Source organism: Actinoplanes sp. L3-i22 (genome assembly GCF_019704555.1).
Lineage (GTDB): Bacteria > Actinomycetota > Actinomycetes > Mycobacteriales > Micromonosporaceae > Actinoplanes.
The window spans coordinates 10,770,511-10,787,834 of record NZ_AP024745.1 but is presented as its reverse complement, the minus strand read 5'-3'; the positions used below and the strand labels follow the sequence as shown (position 1 = coordinate 10,787,834).

The 17,324-nt window shown below is 72.8% G+C and carries 14 protein-coding genes; 10 read left to right on the top strand and 4 right to left on the bottom strand.

Translation table 11 applies throughout. From position 1 onward, the window contains the following. Nucleotides 1-9 precede the first annotated feature (9 nt). Together L3i22_RS47725 and L3i22_RS47720 are read left to right on the top strand one after the other, a co-directional pair. Nucleotides 10-624, top strand: coding sequence for an HAD family hydrolase (locus L3i22_RS47725; RefSeq protein WP_221324006.1), 615 nt, complete (start codon nucleotides 10-12; stop codon nucleotides 622-624). 91 nt (nucleotides 625-715) lie between these two features. Further along, nucleotides 716-1,414: a hypothetical protein gene (locus L3i22_RS47720; protein ID WP_221324005.1), complete on the top strand. Its 699-nt coding sequence runs from the start codon at nucleotides 716-718 to the stop codon at nucleotides 1,412-1,414. Here the strand turns inward: L3i22_RS47720 and L3i22_RS47715 are convergent, their stop codons facing one another. Both L3i22_RS47715 and L3i22_RS47710 read right to left on the bottom strand, forming a co-directional pair. Then, nucleotides 1,415-1,933 (bottom strand): DinB family protein, encoded by a 519-nt coding sequence (locus L3i22_RS47715; RefSeq protein WP_221324004.1) that lies wholly within the window; start codon nucleotides 1,931-1,933, stop codon nucleotides 1,415-1,417. A 42-nt stretch (nucleotides 1,934-1,975) separates the two neighbouring features. Then, nucleotides 1,976-3,658 (bottom strand): alkaline phosphatase D family protein, encoded by a 1,683-nt coding sequence (locus tag L3i22_RS47710; RefSeq protein WP_221324003.1) that lies wholly within the window; start codon nucleotides 3,656-3,658, stop codon nucleotides 1,976-1,978. A 120-nt stretch (nucleotides 3,659-3,778) separates the two neighbouring features. Between L3i22_RS47710 and ftsY the strand changes: the two genes are divergently transcribed. The 8 genes from ftsY to L3i22_RS47670 all read left to right on the top strand — a co-directional run bounded on the left by ftsY (nucleotide 3,779) and on the right by L3i22_RS47670 (nucleotide 13,826). Continuing rightward, on the top strand, nucleotides 3,779-4,963 hold the full coding sequence (gene ftsY, locus L3i22_RS47705; RefSeq protein ID WP_221324002.1) for a signal recognition particle-docking protein FtsY: 1,185 nt from the start codon (nucleotides 3,779-3,781) through the stop codon (nucleotides 4,961-4,963). A 43-nt stretch (nucleotides 4,964-5,006) separates the two neighbouring features. Then, a complete protein-coding gene (locus L3i22_RS47700) occupies nucleotides 5,007-5,804 on the top strand; it encodes an aminoglycoside phosphotransferase family protein (protein ID WP_122980938.1) in 798 nt (265 codons plus the stop codon). 214 nt (nucleotides 5,805-6,018) lie between these two features. Beyond that, complete coding sequence (locus L3i22_RS47695) at nucleotides 6,019-7,383, top strand: ammonium transporter (RefSeq protein ID WP_221324001.1); 1,365 nt, start codon at nucleotides 6,019-6,021, stop codon at nucleotides 7,381-7,383. Nucleotides 7,384-7,418: 35 nt separating this feature from the next. Then, nucleotides 7,419-7,757 carry a P-II family nitrogen regulator gene (locus L3i22_RS47690; RefSeq protein WP_014694245.1) on the top strand — a complete coding sequence of 113 codons (339 nt, stop codon included), beginning with the start codon at nucleotides 7,419-7,421 and terminating at the stop codon, nucleotides 7,755-7,757. 4 nt (nucleotides 7,758-7,761) lie between these two features. After that, the gene (locus tag L3i22_RS47685; RefSeq protein WP_221324000.1) at nucleotides 7,762-10,035 is read left to right on the top strand and encodes a [protein-PII] uridylyltransferase; all 2,274 of its coding nucleotides are present in this window, start codon (nucleotides 7,762-7,764) and stop codon (nucleotides 10,033-10,035) included. A 30-nt stretch (nucleotides 10,036-10,065) separates the two neighbouring features. Then, entirely contained in the window at nucleotides 10,066-12,204 is a 2,139-nt protein-coding gene (locus L3i22_RS47680; RefSeq protein WP_221323999.1) for a glycosyltransferase family A protein, read from the top strand. Nucleotides 12,205-12,270: 66 nt separating this feature from the next. After that, nucleotides 12,271-13,290: an O-methyltransferase gene (locus L3i22_RS47675; protein WP_255657695.1), complete on the top strand. Its 1,020-nt coding sequence runs from the start codon at nucleotides 12,271-12,273 to the stop codon at nucleotides 13,288-13,290. 17 nt (nucleotides 13,291-13,307) lie between these two features. Further along, complete coding sequence (locus tag L3i22_RS47670) at nucleotides 13,308-13,826, top strand: hypothetical protein (protein ID WP_221323997.1); 519 nt, start codon at nucleotides 13,308-13,310, stop codon at nucleotides 13,824-13,826. Between the two features lie 140 nt (nucleotides 13,827-13,966). Here the strand turns inward: L3i22_RS47670 and L3i22_RS47665 are convergent, their stop codons facing one another. Together L3i22_RS47665 and L3i22_RS54515 are read right to left on the bottom strand one after the other, a co-directional pair. Beyond that, nucleotides 13,967-14,452 carry a CAP domain-containing protein gene (locus L3i22_RS47665; protein WP_221323996.1) on the bottom strand — a complete coding sequence of 162 codons (486 nt, stop codon included), beginning with the start codon at nucleotides 14,450-14,452 and terminating at the stop codon, nucleotides 13,967-13,969. Nucleotides 14,453-14,923: 471 nt separating this feature from the next. Then, nucleotides 14,924-17,239 (bottom strand): glycosyltransferase family 2 protein, encoded by a 2,316-nt coding sequence (locus L3i22_RS54515; RefSeq protein ID WP_221323995.1) that lies wholly within the window; start codon nucleotides 17,237-17,239, stop codon nucleotides 14,924-14,926. Nucleotides 17,240-17,324 lie beyond the last annotated feature (85 nt).

The following is a 17,324-nucleotide window of genomic DNA, read 5'->3' as shown; positions in this document are numbered from 1 at the left end:
GTAACTTTTATGCGCGACCGCGCCCGGGCCCTGCTCATCGACCTGGACGGCGTGCTGCGCCGCTGGGACCCGGCTCCGATGATCGCCGTCGAGGTGAAGTACGGCCTCAAACCGGCCGCCCTCCTCGAGACGTCGATGTCGTGGGATCTCTACCGCCCCGCGGTGGCCGGCGAGATCTCCGACGCGGAGTGGATGGGCCTGGTCGCGAGCCGGCTGCCGCTCGACGAGGCGGCGGCCACCGCGGCGGTCGCGGAGTGGCAGGCGTACCGGGGTGAGGTGGACCCGGAGGCACTGGCGTTCGTCCGCTCGGTGCGGGCCGCCGGGCGCAAGGTCGGGCTGGCCACCAACGCCACCGACCGGCTCCACGCCGACCTGGACGCGCTCGGCCTGACCGACGAGGTGGACCTGGTGATCAGCTCGTGGGAGCTGAAGGTGCACAAACCGGCGCCGGAGTTCTTCCAGCAGGCCTGCCTGGCGATCGGGGCGGTGCCCAAGCACGTGCTGTTCGTGGACGACGACGACCGGGCGATCGGGGGCGCGCGGGCGGCGGGGCTGGCCGGCTACCGGTGGACGGGCACCGAGCACATCCCGTACCTCCGCAAGGTTCTTGATCTCCCGGATTGATGCCGCCGGGGTGTTCCCGGACGGCGGCGATGGGGCATTTCGTCCAGGATGGGGGCGTGCCAGCGGGGCACGCCCATCCGAAAGGGTCGACATGTCCAAGATCGCACTGCTCGCCGGAAGTTGCCTTCTCGCCCTGAGCGCGGCGGCCTGTTCCGCGGGGGACACCGCGGCCGCGCCGACCGGCAGCTCGGCGCCGGCGACCGGGGCGGCCCCGGTCGCGAGCAGCGCGCCGGCGGGCAGCAGTGCGCCGGCGGGCAGCAGCGCGCCGGTGGAGAGCGGCGGCAGTCCGGGCGCGCCGGCCGGGATCGCGCCGGTCGGGCCGGGCGCCGCGATCCAGGGCGGGCGGCAGTTCGTCTTCGCCACCACCCGGTCCGGCGGGCGCAAGATGCTGACCGTCGGGGCGGACGGCATCCTGACCACCACCGACCACCTCGACGACCGCGCCTACTTCGTGACCACGCCGGTCGCGGCGGGCAGCGACAAGTACGTGCTGCAGACCGCCAGGATGATCGAGGGCGGCGAGCCGTGGTGCCTGGTGGTGCACTCGCCCGGCGGCAGCGCGTCCCTGCAGCTGAAGATCGCCGCCTGCGACGCCGGCAAGGACGACCAGGTCTTCACGTTCCCGAAGTCGCAGGACGGCAAGGGGCGGCTGATCGAGGTCGGCGGCCTGTTCGTGATGGCCACCGCCGACGACAAGATCATCGCCCAGGAGAGCGGCGAGGGCGACGGCCTGACCAGCTTCACCGTCCGCGACCAGGGCAAGTCCACCCTCCCGCGCCTGGGCGACTGATCAGTCGCCGGTCACGCCGTCGATGCGTTCGCGGAGGAGGTCGGCGTGGCCGTTGTGCCGCGCGTACTCCTCGATCATGTGGGTGTAGACCCAGCGCAGGCTGATCGGGCCGCGCCGGCCGGGGAACTCGTGCTCCAGCGGCAGCGCGGCCACCGCCTCGTCGGCCAGCACGATCTCGGCCCGGAAGGTGGCGAAGTCGGGCTCGGCGTCCGCGGTCGCCACGTCGTCGAAGTCGCCGTTGTCGTTGCCCTCGGGGCAGAACAGATCACCGGGGTCGGCCTGCGCGGCCTTGATCCGGAACCACCAGCGCTCCACCTCGGCCATGTGCCGGACCAGGCCGAGCAGCGTCAGCGCGGACGGCTCGACGCTGGTCAGCTTGAGCTGCTCGGCGGTCAGGCCGGCGCACTTGAGCAGCAACGTCTGCCGGTGATAGTCGAGCCAGCCCTGGAGCATGGGCCGCTCGTCGCCGGTCAGTGGTTCGGATACGCGTTGCGCCTCGGGGGCGGTCCAGGTAGTCATCGGGGTCATCCTGTCCCAGCCGGGGTCACCCCGCCACGCATTTCACGGCTGGTACTCGGTCGACACCACCTCGTGCAGCCGGCCGTCCTTGGTGGTGCCCTCGATCAGCGCCCGGGCGTGCCGCCCGTCCAGGGTCAGCGTGCCGACCGCGTTGCCGAAGTACGGCCCGGAGAGCCGCTTCCACCGGATCAGCGGCTTCTTCACCCCGGCCGACCGGGCCAGGACGCGGACCGCCCGGGTGACCGGCGGCAGCCAGGCGATCCGCATCAGCGGGCGCATCGGCGCGGGCACCTCGTTGTGGATCGGTGAGCAGGTCAGCTGCATCACCGGGGTGGCCATGGCGTGCCCGAAGTCGGCCCGGGCGACGTACGAGTGGTGCACGTCCCCGGAGAGCACGCTGATCGACGCCGGCGCCGCATAGGCCCCGCCCGCCCCGACCCGGTGCCCGGGCGCGCCCAGGCCACCCTCGCCGAGCCGCCGGAACAGCTCGCCGAGCGCGGTGAACGACTTCCCGAACGCGGCCCAGTGCTCCAGGTCGAACGCGCGCCGCACCTTCTCCCCGAACGCGGCCCAGCGCTTCGACCGGCGGGACTCGGACACCGCCTCGTTCCACGCCTCCAGGTGGTGGATCGCGGGCGGCATCAGCCACGGCAGCGACGACCCGACGACCAGGTGGTCGTAGTCGCCGTGGGCCTGGGTGATGAACCAGTCCCACTCGGCGGCCGGCAGCATCGCCCGCGCGCCCGGGGTCAGCACCCGGTTGCAGCGGTTGTCCAGGACGACCAGGCGGGTCCGGCCGAGATCAAGGGCGAAGCTCCACTGGTACGGCCGGTCGGTGTTCTCCGACGACCCGGGATCGTCCACCTCGAGCCCGAAGTCGTGCAGCAGCTCGGTGCCGTCCCCGCTGGCGGTGATCTTCTGGAACAGCGGGTCGGTGGCCAGCTCGTCCGGGCTGAGATTGCCCAGGTGCTGGTAGACCCAGTAGGACGCGAGCCCGGCCGAGATCCGCTCCCGCCACCAGGGCTGCTTCGCCATGTCGGCCCGCCAGGAGTCCGAGGTGTTCCAGTCGTCGATGATCTCGTGGTCGTCGAAGATCATCACGCTCGGCACGGTGGAGAACAGCCAGCGCACCTCCGGGTCGCGCCACGACTCCAGGTAGAGCTTCGTGTACTCCTCGAACGTCACCACCTGGTCGACCGGGCCGTCGTGGTCGGCCGGGCGGCTCCGCTTCAGGAAGCGGCGCACCTTGCGGGACGTCTCGTCGGCGTACACCTGGTCGCCGAGCAGGACCAGCAGGTCCGGGCGGTGGTCCGGGTCGGCCATCAGGCGGCGGGCGTAGGCGTCCAGCGCGTCCGGCGGGAGCTGCCGGCCGGCGTCCTGCGGGCTGCCCTGCCGGCACGAGCCGAAGAGCAGGCTGACCGGCTGGGCGGTGTCGTCGGCGGCCCGGGTGCGGATCACCGAGGGCGGGTACGGCGACCCGGCCGCCGGCCACACCTCCCGGTCGTCGAGCAGCACCCGGTAGGCGTGGGCCGACTCCGGGGTCAGTCCGCTCACCACGATCAGGGCGTAGTGGTGGCCGTACGCCGAAAATGTCGAAGCGGACCCGGCGGCGTCGCCGCCCGCCTCGACCCGGACGGTGGCCGGTTCGCTGGTCTCCACCCAGAGGGTGGCGCGATCGCCGGTGACCCGGCGGAGAACCGGTCCGATGAGCAGTTGCGCGGTCACGTGGCGTTACCGGCCTTCCAAGCAGGTTCGGGGGTGCCCACATACTTCCCAATGAGTGCCCGGAATCGCCAGTGCGTGGCCCACGCCACGGCCGGACGGCTCATCTGTCAGGATTTCGGCATGGAATACGTGGTCGCCGCAGTGATCCTGCTCGTCGTCCTGGTCGTGGGCGCGGTCGGGCTCGTCGTGCCCCGGATGCGCCGCAAGGAGCTTCCGCCGCCGCCGGTGCCCCAGGTGCCCGCGGTCCAGGAGGAGCTCCCGCCGCTCATCGAGAAGCCCGCGGCACCGGCGGAACCCCGGCCGGTCGTCGTCGAGGCGCCGGTCGAGGCGCCGGTCGAGGAGGCGGTCGAGGAGAAGCCGGTCGTCGAGACGCCGGAGCCGACCGCCGGCCGCCTGGTCCGGCTGCGCGCCCGCCTGGCCCGCTCGCAGACCGCGCTGGGCCGCGGCCTGCTCACCGTCCTCTCCCGGGACCACCTGGACGACGACGCCTGGGAGGAGATCGAGGACAGCCTGATCTCCGCGGACGTCGGCGTCGAGGCCACCCAGGTGCTCGTCGCGCGGCTCAAGGAGCGGGTCCGGATCCTCGGTACCCGGACCGTGGCCGGGGTGCGCGAGCAGCTCGCCGAGGAGCTGACCGCGGCGCTCGAACCGGATCTGGACCGCAGCCTGCGGACCACCCCGCACGACGGCCGCCCGGCGGTCGTCATGGTGGTCGGCGTGAACGGCGCCGGCAAGACCACCACCTGCGGGAAGATCGGCCGGGTGCTGATCGCCGACGGCCGTACGGTGCTGTTCGGCGCGGCCGACACGTTCCGGGCGGCGGCCGCCGAGCAGCTGGCCACCTGGGGTGAGCGGGTCGGCGCCGAGACGGTCCGCGGGCCGGAGGGCGGCGACCCGGCGAGCGTGGCGTTCGACGCGGTCAAGCGGGGCATCGACACCGGCATCGACGTCGTGCTGGTGGACACCGCCGGCCGGCTGCAGAACAAGGTCGGCCTGATGGACGAGCTGGGCAAGGTCAAGCGGGTGGTGGAGAAGCACGGCCCGGTCGACGAGACGCTGCTGGTGCTGGACGCCACCACCGGGCAGAACGGGCTCGAACAGGCGCGCGTCTTCACCGAGGTGGTGGACGTCACGGGTGTGGTGCTCACCAAGCTGGACGGCACCGCCAAGGGTGGCATCGTCATCGCCGTACAGCGCAAGCTGGGAATTCCGGTCAAGCTGGTGGGGCTGGGCGAGGGGCCGGACGACCTCGCGCCGTTCGAGCCGGCGGCCTTCGTCGAGGCTCTGCTGGGCGAGACCGCGTAGGCTCACACACGGACGTTACGGGGAAGTATCAGGGAGGCTGTGGGTGACGCAGGAGCCGCTGCGCGAGATACCGCTGCACGGTGGCAACGTCAGCACGGTGTCCCGGATCGGTGACACGGTCCGGCGTAACGCCGGGCCGTGGACGCCCGCTGTCCACGCGCTGCTCAACCATCTGGAGCGGGTCGGGTTCACCGGCTCGCCCTCCGCGCTGGGCATGGACGAGAAGGGCCGCGAGGTGCTCACCTACCTCGACGGCGAGTGCGGCGAGTATCCGCTGGCCCCGCACTGGGTGACCGAGGAGGCGCTGGTCACGGTCGCGACCATGCTGCGGATGTTCCACGACGCGCAGTACGGTTTCGTGCCCCCGCCCGGCGCGGTCTGGCGCTCGTTCGGCCCGCCCCCGCCGGACACCGAGGTGATCTGTCACCACGACGCCGCCCCGCACAACGTGGTCTGGCGGCCGGACGGCACGCTCGCCCTGATCGACTTCGACCTGGCCTCGCCCGGCTCGCGGATCTACGACGTGGCCTACGCCGCGTGGACCTGGGTGCCGCTGTTCAGCGACCGGGACTCGTACACCCTGGGCTGGAAGCGGCCGAACCGGCCGCGCCGCCTCCGGTTGTTCGCCGACGCCTACGGGCTGATCCCGCGCGACCGGCACCGGCTGGTGCGGACCATAAGGAAGCGGATCGTCGATCACGTCGAGGGCATCCGCCGGATGGCGGCCGCCGGCGACCCGGCATTCGTCCGGATCGTGCACAAGGGTCATCTGCGGCGGCCAATGCGCGATCTGCGCCTGCTGGATTACGAACGGCACACGCTCGAATACGCACTTCGCTGACGTAGCCGGGCATTTTGCCAGGTCAGTCAAGATCAACGTCCGGCCTGTGAGAGTTTCTTCACACGTCGGAAACAAGCCGTGACGCGCCGGAAATCGCGCGTAGACCGTGCTCGAAACAGCCAGCCGACACAGTCTGCGTCGAACCGGCCGACATGGCGATGCTGCCCCCTCGGTCGTGTGTTGAGAGGACACCTATCCGAGAGGAGGCAGAGCGATGGACACCGGCAATACCGCGTGGTTGCTCCTGTCGTCTGCACTCGTTTTGCTCATGACCCCCGGCTTGGCGCTCTTCTACGGTGGCCTCAACCGGTCCAAGGGCACCCTGAACATGATGATGATGAGCTTCTCCAGCATCGGGATCATCTCGATTCTGTGGGCGCTCTACGGCTTCAGCCTCTCGTTCGGCTCCAGCGGCAGCGCGGGCCTGAACAACATCATCGGTAACCTCACCCAGTACGGCGGCACCGACATCAGCTGGGCCGGCGACCTCTGGGGCACCACCAAGATCCCGGTCTACGTCTTCATGGCGTTCCAGATGATGTTCGCCATCATCACCGTCGCCCTGATCAGCGGCTCCCTCTCGGACCGCCTCAAGTTCGGCGGCTGGGTGCTCTTCGCCATCGGCTGGTTCACCCTGGTCTACGTCCCGGTCGCGCACTGGGTCTGGGGCGGTGGCTGGATCGGCGCCAAGTTGCACGCACTCGACTTCGCCGGTGGCACCGCGGTGCACATCAACGCCGGTGCGGCCGCTCTCGGTGTGATCCTGGTGCTCGGCAAGCGGGTCGGCTGGCCGCGGGACAACATGCGCCCGCACAACGTCCCGTTCGTCGCCCTCGGCGCCGGTCTGCTCTGGTTCGGCTGGTTCGGCTTCAACGCGGGCTCCGAGCTGACCGTCGACAGCGTCACCGGTGTCGCCTTCGTCAACACGCAGCTCGCCACGGCCGCCGCGCTGGTCGGCTGGGTCGCCGTCGAGTGGATCCGGGACAAGAAGCCGACCCTGGTCGGCGCGTCCTCCGGCGCGGTCGCCGGTCTGGTCGCCATCACCCCGGCCTGTGGCTTCATCGCCCCGCTGCCGGCCGTGCTGCTCGGCCTGATCGCCGGTGTGGTCTGCGCCCTGGCCGTCGGCCTGAAGTACAAGCTGGGCTACGACGACTCGCTCGACGTGGTCGGCGTCCACTTCGTCGGTGGCTGGATCGGCTCGCTCTTCATCGGCCTCTTCGCCACCAACACCGCCAACAGCGCCATCACCGACGTGCTCGGTGGCAGCGACGGCCTCTTCTACGGCGGCGGCTTCACCCAGCTCGGCCGGCAGTTCGTCGGCAGCGCGGCGGTCACCGTCTACTCGATGGCGATCGCGGCCATCATCGCCCTGGTCCTCAAGGCCCTCAAGGTCTTCCGGGTCAGCGAGGAGACCGAGATCGGCGGCATCGACATCGCGGCTCACGGCGAGAGCGCGTACGACTTCACCCCGGCCGCCGGCTCCGGTACCGGTAGCGCCTTCGCGATGGCGGGCCTCGGCACGGCCAAATCGGTCGACGCCGACGGCAAGGCTGACACCAGCCAGAAGGTCTCCGGTTAATCTCTCCCATGGCTGCTGAACTGGAAGGACTGAGCATGAAGCTGGTGACCGCGGTCATCAAGCCGTACCAGCTCGACGCGGTGAAGGAGGCTCTGCACGCCCTGGGCGTCGCTGGGCTCACCGTGAGCGAGGTACAGGGTTACGGCCGGCAGAAGGGGCACACCGAGGTCTACCGGGGTGCCGAGTACACCGTCGAGTTCCTCCCGAAGATCAAGGTTGAGGTGATCACGGACGAGATCGACGTCGAGAAGATCGTCGACGCGGTCGTGACCGCCTCACGGACCGGCAAGATCGGTGACGGCAAGGTCTGGGTGACGACGGTCGACGACGTCATCCGGGTCCGCACCGGCGAGCGCGGCCTCGACGCCCTCTGATCACATGACCAACCCGTTGAGTGAGCCCCCGGCCCCGCCCGCACGGCCGACGGCCGGTGGCTCGCTCGACAAGCTCCGCGAACACATCGGTGCCGCGGCGCGCGACGAGCGCGCCGCGGCTCTCGACGTCTGGCTCAAAGAGCTGTTCCCGAGCCACCTGCCCGGCGTGAGCCTGCTCGCGGTGGGCGGGCTCGGCCGGCGGGACTGCGCCCCCTACAGCGACCTCGACCTGGTCCTCCTGCACCGCGGGACGGCCGGGATCGACCGGATCGCCTCGGCGCTGTGGTACCCGATCTGGGACGCCCGCCTCGGCCTGGACCACTCGGTGCGCACGCTGCCCGAGGTGCTCTCGGTCGCGCACGACGACGTGAAGGCCGCGCTCGGGCTGCTCGACGCGCGGCACGTGGCCGGGGACGCGGCGCTCTCCGCCGAGGTGGTGGCGGCCGCGGCGGATCAGTGGCGGCGGACGGCCGTACGTCTCATGCCGCAGTTGAAAGAGATCACGCAGACGCGCTGGGCCAGCCACGGCGAGCTCGCCTTCCTGCTCGAGGGCGACCTCAAGGAGGCGGCCGGCGGCCTGCGCGACGTGACCCTGCTGCGCGGCATCGGCCGCGCCGGGATCGCCGACACCATGCGCCCCGCGGTGCGCGCCGCCACCCTGCGGCTGCTGGACACCCGGGACGCCCTGCACCTCGCCGTCGGCCGCCGGGTCGACCGGCTGGTCGCCCAGGAGCGGGCCGCGGTCGCCGGCCTGCTCGAGATCGAGGACCCGGACACCCTGCTGCGCCGGGTCTCCGGCGACGCGCGCACGGTCGCGCACGCCGTCGACGACGCCTGGCGCGCCGTCGACCGGCTGCGCGGTGGCCGCCGCCGGGGCCCCGGCATCCCGCCCGGCCCGAGCCGCCGCCCGGTCGCCCGGGACGTGGTCGAGCAGGACGGCGAGCTGGTCCTGGCCCGGACCGCGATCGGCCCGGTCGCCGACCCCAGCCTGTCCCTGCGGGTGGCCGCCGCGGCCGCCACCGTGCAGCTGCCGATCGCCCGGGCCACCTGCGAGTGGCTGGCCGCGTTCTGCCCGCCGCTGCCGCACCCGTGGCCGGCCTCCGCCCGGGCCGCGCTGGTCTCGCTGCTCGGCGCCGGGCCCGGCCTGCTCCCGGCCTGGGAGACCTGCGACCGGTACGGCCTGATCGACGCCTGGCTCCCGGAGTGGGCCCGGATGCGCAGCCTGCCGCAGCACCACCCGATCCACCGGTTCACCCTGGACCGGCACCTGGTGCAGGCCGCCTACGAGGCCACCCGGCACGCCCGGGAGGTGGACCGCCCCGACCTGCTGCTGATCGGCGCGTTCCTGCACGACGTCGGCAAGGGCCTGCCCGGCGACCACAGCCTGGTCGGCGCCCCGATCGCGGCCGACATCGCCACCCGGATCGGCCTGCCGCCGGCCGACGTGGCCACCATCGAGAAGATGGTCCGGCTGCACCTGCTGCTGCCGGACGTGGCCACCCGCCGCGACCTGGACGATCCGAAGACCATCTCCACGGTCGCCGAGGCGGTCGGCGACCCGGCCACCCTCGACCTGCTGCACGCGCTGGCCCGGGCCGATTCGATGGCCACCGGCCCGGCCGCCTGGTCGGACTGGAAGGGCCGGCTGATGGCCGAGCTGGTCCGCCGGGTGCACACCGCGCTGGACACCGGCGCCCTGCCCGAGCCGCCCGAGCCCGATCCGGAGCTGCTCACCGGGGTGCTGCCGGTGGTGCACCTGGACGGCGACCAGGTGTCGGTGGCCGCGGCCGACCGGCGGGGCCTGCTCGCCGGTGTGGCCGCCTGCCTGGCGATGCACCGGCTGGACGTGGTCGCCGCGAACACCTCGACGGTGGACGGGCGGGCGATCGTCGAGTTCTACACGTCGCCGCGGTACGGGACGCCCTACGATCCGGTCGCCCTCACCGCCGACCTGCGCCGGGTCGCGTCCGGGGACGTCTCGGTCACCCAGCGGGTCCGCGCCCGTGCGATGAGCGCCCGTGGCGGCACCGCCGAGCCGAAGGTGATCTGGCAGCGGGCCGCGGCGACCGACGCGGTGGTCCTCGAACTGCGCTCGGCGGACTCGCCGGGCCTGCTCTACCGGGTGACGGCGGCGCTCGACGCGGCCGGCGCGGAGATCCGGGCGGCCCGCATCTCCACCCTCGGCGGGGACGTGGTGGACGCGTTCTACCTGGTCGGGGCATGGTCGTCGGTGGCCGAGCGGGACCGGGTCGAACAAGCGGTGCTCGCGGCGGTGTAACCGGCGGCGCCGGAGCGCGTTGGACCACCGATGTTCCAGGTGGAGAATCCGGTGGCCTTCGTCGCCGCCGCGGTCCGCAATCGCGCGGTGGGCCTGCGGGAAGAGCTGACCCGCGCGGCCCATGACGAGCACCCGGACGACGTCCGGCTGCTCGCTCTCCTCGCGCAGATCATCGCGCTGCAGGACATCGAGCCGACCGACCAGGCCGACGCGCTGGCTCTCTTCGAGCGCATCGGCGCCCGCCGGATCCCGCCCCAGCAGCGCGCGATCCACGCCCAGCTGACCCGCTCCGCCCGGACGCGAGCCCCCCGCCGGGTCCGCCACGAGATCCGCACCGACCTGGCCAACCCGTTCCGTCATCCGCGCCGCTCCCGGGCCCGCTGGCTGCGGCTGTTCCGGGCCGGCCTGCCGGCCCCGGCGATCCGGCTGGACGGGCGCGAGCACCTGCCGCCGTTCGACCGGCTGTGCACGGCCGCCCCGGCGCCGGTCGACCGCCCGGAGAAGATCACCGTGGTGGTCACCGCGTACCGGCCGGACCAGGGGTTGCTGACCGCGGTCCGGTCGATCCTCGGCCAGTCCTGGCGGAACCTGGAGGTGCTGGTGGTCGACGACGCGTCCCCGCCGGAGTTCGCGCCGATCCTGGACCGGGCGGTGGCCCTCGACCCGCGGGTCCGGCTGCTCTGCCAGACCACGAACGCCGGGACGTACGTGGCCCGCAACGCCGGGCTGGACGCCGCCACCGGCCAGTTCGTGACCTTTCAGGACTCCGACGACTGGTCCCACCCGCGGCGGCTGGAGCTGCAGGTCACGCCGTTGCTGCGGGATCCCGGGCTGGTCGCGTCCACGTCGGACGGCCTGCGGGTCACCGAGGACCTGACGCTGACCCGGCTGGGCCGCAGCGGCGGCAAGCTCAACCCGTCCGCCCTGCTGTTCCGCAAGGACGCGGTGCTGGCCGCGGTCGGTTACCTCGACGTGGTCCGCAAGGGCGGCGACTCCGAGTACATCGACCGGATCACCGCGGCGTTCGGCGCGCCCGCGGTCCGCCGGTTGCCGCTGCACCTGGCGCTGATCCGGCTCTCCGGCGGGTCGCTGTCCCGGGCCGAGATCCGGCCGTACTGGATCCATCCGGCCCGGGCCGTCTACCGCTCCGCCTACCTCGCCTGGCATCGCCGGATCGCGGCGGGCACGGCGGCGGCCTTCCGGCCGCGGGACGGATCGGGTCGCCCGTTCCCGGCCCCGGCGCATCTGTTGCGGTCCGCCTCCGAGCAGGAGACGACCGCGCCGTACGACGTGATCGTCACCGCCGACTGGCGGTTCCCGGAGGAGACCCAGCGGTCCGCGCTCGCCGAGATCGAGGCGCTGGTCACCCGGGGACTGCGGGTGGCGATCCTGCACCTGGAGGACTGGCGGCGCCCGGTGCGCGAGCGGCTGCCGGTGCACCACACCGCGCAGGACCTGGTCAACGCGGGCCGGATCGGGCAGGTCACGCTGACCGAGACGGTCGGCTGCGGGCTGCTGCTGGTCCGGCAGGCCGAGGTGCTGCGGCATCCGCCCGTGGAGGCGGTCGGGCTGGTACCCCGTACCGTCGCCGTGGTCCTGGAAAGTGCGCCGCAAGGCGCCTTCGACGTCGAGATGTTCGGCGTCGCACCCCTCTGGTGCCCGCAGTCCCCGGCCGTCCGGGCCGCGCTGATGGACCACGCCATGACCGCATTCGACCTGCCGACCGTCGCGCTTCCGGCGTCCGTCGCGCCCCGCCGGCTCCGGATGCCGGGGACCCCGGTGGTCGGCGCCGAGGTGACCGACCAGCGGCAGCTGAACGGGCTGACCGGCGCGGACGTGCGGATCCGGGTCGCCGACGACGTGCGGCTGCCCCGGCAACCCGCGAAGCGGCTGGTCTACCGGGCGTCCGAGGTGACGCCGCTGGAGTTCTTCGGGCAGCTCGACTTCTACGTGGACCTGTCCGCGTCGCCGCGCTCGGTGCTCGACGCCACGGCGATGGGTTGCATCGTGGTCCCTCCGAACCGGGTCGCCCAGGAGATCCGGCGCTACTCGGCGGATCCGGCGCTCGCGACCGAGCGCCGGCGGCACGACCGGGCGACGTTGCTGATGGCGCACAGCCCGGAAAAGTTCGCGAATCGGATAGCGGAGCTCGCGCGTAACGCCCGATGAGTTGCTCCGTTAGGGGAGTGTGGTCGCCCCCGCGGCCGCACGCAGGCACGGGAGGTGGCGGTGTTCATGGTCCTTCGCAAGCTGGCCGGCCGGGTACGGGAACTCGGCCCGCTGACCATCGGCGCCGTCGCGGCCACCGCGGCGCTCGTCGCCGGCACCACCCTCGCGGCCGCGCTCGGCAGCACCCGGGTCGCGGTCTGCCTGCTCGCCCTGCTGCTCGCGCTCGCCGTCGCCGGGGTGCTGCGGGTCAACCTGCGGCTGCTCGGGATGCGCGCCGACCGCCGGGAGATCCGCGACCTGCGCACGGTGCTGGACCAGACCCAGCGACGGGTGGTCTCCGCGGTGGAACGGCAGCGGCTCGACACCGAGGACCGGCACCGCGAGCTGTCCGACGCGCTCGCCCGGGTGCAGCGGATCGCCGACCGGGGCGTGCGGGACCTGCGGTTCGCCGTACCCCGCGAGCTGGAGGCGACGGTCCAGCTGTTCCAGGGCTTCACGCCGCGCGCGCCGATGCCGTCCTCCGGCGACTACGCGCTGAACCCGACCGACCTGCTGGAACTGCTCTTCCTGGTGCGCACCCGCCGGCCGCGGCTGGTGCTGGAACTGGGCAGCGGCACGTCCACGGTCTGGCTCGCCTACGTGCTGGAACAGACCGGCGGCCGGCTGATCTCGCTCGACCACGACCCGGAGTACGCCAACCGCACCCGCGACGCGCTCCGCGCCCACGGCCTGACCGCCGTCGCCGAGGTCCGGGACGCGCCACTGGCCCCGGTCGAGCTCGACGACCGGACCTACTCCTGGTACGACCCGGCCGTCCTGGAAGACCTCGACGACATCGACTTCCTGCTGGTCGACGGCCCACCCGCGGCCGTCGGCCCGGACAGCCGCTACCCGGCGCTGCCGGTCGCCGGCCCGCGCCTCGCCGACCGCGCGACGATCGTCTTCGACGACGCCAACCGCAAGGACGAGCAGGCCGCGATCGAGAGCTGGCTGTCCACGGTCGACGGGCTCGCCCGCGCCAACGAGATGCTGGGCCGGCACGCGGTCCTGGTCCTGGACCGGGCGGCCGACCTGTCCCTGCGGTGATCGACTAGCCTGCCGCGGTGGCGCTCACCGATGCCGATGTCGCGGCGGACCTGGCCCCGGCCGGGCTGATCTTCCTGAACCGGGTCCGGGAGAAGGTCACCCCGCCGCTGCCGAACCCGCCGCCCTATTACACGCCGGCCAGTTGCCGCTGGGAGCACGGGAGATTCGACTCGGACCGGGCGTTCCAGCCCGACGATCCGGATCTGGTGGCGAAGGTCAACGCCGACTGGTTCCGGATGGCGACCGAATTCGGCGTGCTCGACGAGCGGCGGGAACTTCTGCTCGCGGTCAGCTTCGGCGAGGTCAGGTACAACGAGTACACCTTCGCCCGGGTCCGCCTGGCCGACGAGTGGGACCTGGCCGGAAGCGGGTCGACCCTGCTGGGGAGCGGCTTCGGGGAGCTGTTCACCGAGCGCTACCTGCCCGAGTTCACCATGCTGTCCACCGACCACAAGGCGATGCTCTGCGTGACGGTCTGGGGCAGCGGGACGATCAGCACACTGGTCATCCGCCCGGATCGACTGACCGGCGACTGACGGACGGCCCGCGCCCCCGCCGCAGGGGGATCGGCGGGGACGCGGGCCGGGCACGAGCCGGCGGGGGCCGGTTCGTGCGGGGGTGGTGCGAGCGCTCCCGCCGCAGGGGGATCGGCGGGAACGCTCATCCGGTCACTCGCTCAGTAACCGAAGTCCTGCGTGAAGTACGGCGCGCCGCCCTCGCTGTAGACGGCCCCGACACCCACGGTCCGCGACTTGCAGTTCAGGATGTTCGCGCGGTGACCCGGGCTCTTCATCCACGCGCTGACCACGTCCCGGCCGGTCCGGTAGCCCCACGCGATGTTCTCCGCCGACGGCTTCGGGTACCCGGCCGCCTTCTCCCGCGCCACGAAGTTCGAGCCGCCCCGCCCGGTGTGACTGAACGCGCCGGTCTGCGCCATGTCGGCGCTGTGCCCGCGAGCCGCGGTGATCAGCCGGTTGTCCACCTTCAGCGCCGCACAGCCGTGCGCGGTCCGCTGCGCGTTCGTCAGCTTGACGATGTCCGCCTGCAGCGTCGTCTCGGAGACCGCGGCGGCGTCGGCCGGAGCCGCGAAGAGCGTGACGCCCAGGGCGGCGGCGGGGGCGAGCGCGGCGACAACGGCGAGGCGACGGAACAGCGAGCGCAAGTGGGGCCCTTTCGAAGTGCGGCGCCTGGCTCACTGCCAGGTTCACCGTTCCCTTCGGCCCTGCTCCGATCCCGTTGATTGTTGAACGGTTGTCGATACGTCACCAGTTGGTTGCCGGATTTCCGCCGGTCTTAAATCAAGATCAAATTCTTTTTTGCCTACGCTGCGGCCAATAACTGATCGTCGCTCCCGCGGGGACCCTTCCGGGCCTCGCAGGGCGCTGGCGCGCCCTGAACGCGAAGCCCTCCAGGGCGACGTCCGCGGGTGGTTGCGGTTTCAAAGGACCCACGTCACTCCCGGCCCGGCCACGACCCGCGGTCCCGGCCGCCGCTTGACCGAGGGCTGCTTCGCGGGCCTTGAAGCAGCCCGGCGGCCGGCCGGATCCGCGGGCGCCGCTGGGGTCCGTGGTGCGGCCCGGCGTTGTGGTTTCGGGCGCACGGCCGTACCCCGGACGGCCGGCTGGGGAGGGGGTCAGTGGGCGGCGCGGGGGTGGGGGAGGTTGGTGGGCTCGCGGAGCAGGGACAGGACCGCGTCGGCGTAGCGGCCGTGGTGGTGGCGGCGGGCGAAGTCCCGGCCCCGGGCGCTCTGGGTGGACCAGCGGGACGGGTTGCGGTGCAGGCGGCGCAACGTCTGGTGGAGGGTCGCCGGGGTGCAGTAGACGGCGGCGGGGCCGAACTCCGGTTCGCGCTCCGGGGGGAGCAGCAGGACACAACCGGCGGCCAGCGGGGCGAGCAGGTCCGCCAGCGAATCGGCGGGCTCCGGGAGGGCCACGTAGAAGTCGAGCTGGTGGAGGAACGCCCGCGGGGGGAGGTCCGGGGCCTGGTAGATGAGCCAGTTCAACGGCGGCCGCGGCCCGAAGGCGGCCTTGGCCTCGGCGGTGCGGTCCAGGATCCGTACGTCGAAATCGGGTGTGTCCTTGAAAATGGTCCGCAGAGCGCGCAGCTCGGACGGGCTCTCGGCGGCAAAGCGGCCGAGGACCGGGCGGTCCGGCGACGGGTCGGTGCGGATCGCGCGCCACCGGTGTGGATCGACGGTCTTGGGCAGCGGCAGGAAAACCGGCGCGGTGCCGAACAGGCGCTGCGCGGCGGCTTCGACCGGGCCGGTGGCAGAGACCCAGGCGGGGTCCTCCTCGATCACCACCCGATCGGCGCGGACGGTGCTGGGCAGACCGGTGGCGAAGGCCAGCGCGGCCGGGGTGCGGACCACCAGGAGCTTCGCGTGTACCCGATCGGTGAGCATGACCTGCCGCACCGCGGCCACGTTGATCATCCGCTGGACGTCCGGGTCGAGGTTGCGAGCCGCGGCGCCGAGTGCCGGGAGGTGCAGCAGCGCGATCGGGGTGGGCACGCTGTCGAGCAGGGCGCGGATCGGCCCGGCGCTCTCCGGCACGGTGAAGTCCCCGGCCAGCACCAGGTCGACGGCGAGCACGGAAGCAGCGGGCACGGAAGCAGCGGGCACGGAAGCATCGGACGCGGCGGTGAGGCGCTGGGGTGCGGCGAAGGCGCGGCGCGCGGGCGTGCGGGGCCGGAAGCCCGGCTCCCGCCCGGCGACCACCCGCGTGTGCCACGCCTGGAACGCCGACAGGTACGCCTGCCGAGCCGGATGCATCCAGCCGGGCGCCAGGTCCGCGCTGGACAACGAGCCGGCCGAGAGCCGGATCAGCGCGAGCGTCTCGGCACCCAGGTGCTGGACGGCCGAGCGGCCGAACACCGCGCGGGCCCGCTCCACGTACTCCGCGTCGGCGCCCTTGCGGATCGGGTCGAGGTAACCGAGCCGGGCCAGCGCCGGCTCCCGGCGCAGCATCAGCGACGACAGGTTGTACGTCCGGTGCCGCGCGTGCCCGGGCCGGGTGATCACCAGGTCCCCGGTCACCCGCATCCCCGCCGACGTGGTCGCGATCAGCCCCGGGTCGGCGAGCAGCAGATCGGCCTGCCGCTCCAGCCGCAGCGGGTGCGACCAGTCGTCGGAGTCCTGGAACGTGACGAGCTCGCCGGTCGCGGCGTCCAGCCCGGCGTTGCGGGCGGCGTACGTCCCGCCGTTGACCGCGAGCCGCAGCACCCGGATCCGCGGGTCCAGCCCGGCCACCTCGTCCAGGACCGGGGACTCCCCGCTGCCGTCGTCCACGATCAGGATCTCCTGCGCCGCCCAGCTCTGCGCCAGCAGCGAGCGGACCGTGACCAGCAGCGCCGGCCCGGGCCGGTACGTCGTCACGATCGTGGTGACCGGCGGCCCGTCCACCGGGGGAACCGCCCCGGACACGATCCGGTCGAACCGCGGCCCCACCCCGTCGGCGATCGTCAGCCCGGGCGCCGGGAGCAGCTCGTTGAAGCGGGCCGGCCAGACCGCCGGCTCGGCCAGGTCCACGCCCAGCGCCTCGCGGATCGGCCGGGGCACCCGCGGATACCGTTCGAGCAGGTCAGCGGCCCGTCCGACGGCGAATCCGAGCTGCGCGTGCAGCCCCTGATGGGCCGGCGCGACCGCGGCCGGCCCCTGGGCGCGCAGCAGCGCGTCGAGCAGGGCGAGCCCGTCGGACCGGTCCTCCGGCTCGAGGTCCTGGCACGCGATCACCCGGGCCAGCTCGCCGACCGCCCACGGGTCGGCGTCGTCCGGGAGCGGGCCGCGCGGGTCGGTGAGCCCGGCGGCGTACGCGAGCAGCACCCGCGCGTCCGCCGAGCGGGCCTGCAGCGCCGCGGTCGCCGGTCCGTCCGGGCCGGACTTGCGCAACGTTCGCAGATGCCGGTCGAGCAGGGCGGATCCGTACGTGCCGGGGGTGATGTGCGTCCGCATGGTCTGCCCAACGCCCGGCCCCGGCCCGGCGTGACGTGAGCACCCCGCGGGTCGTTGCTACCCGAGGGAAAAACCTGACCAACGG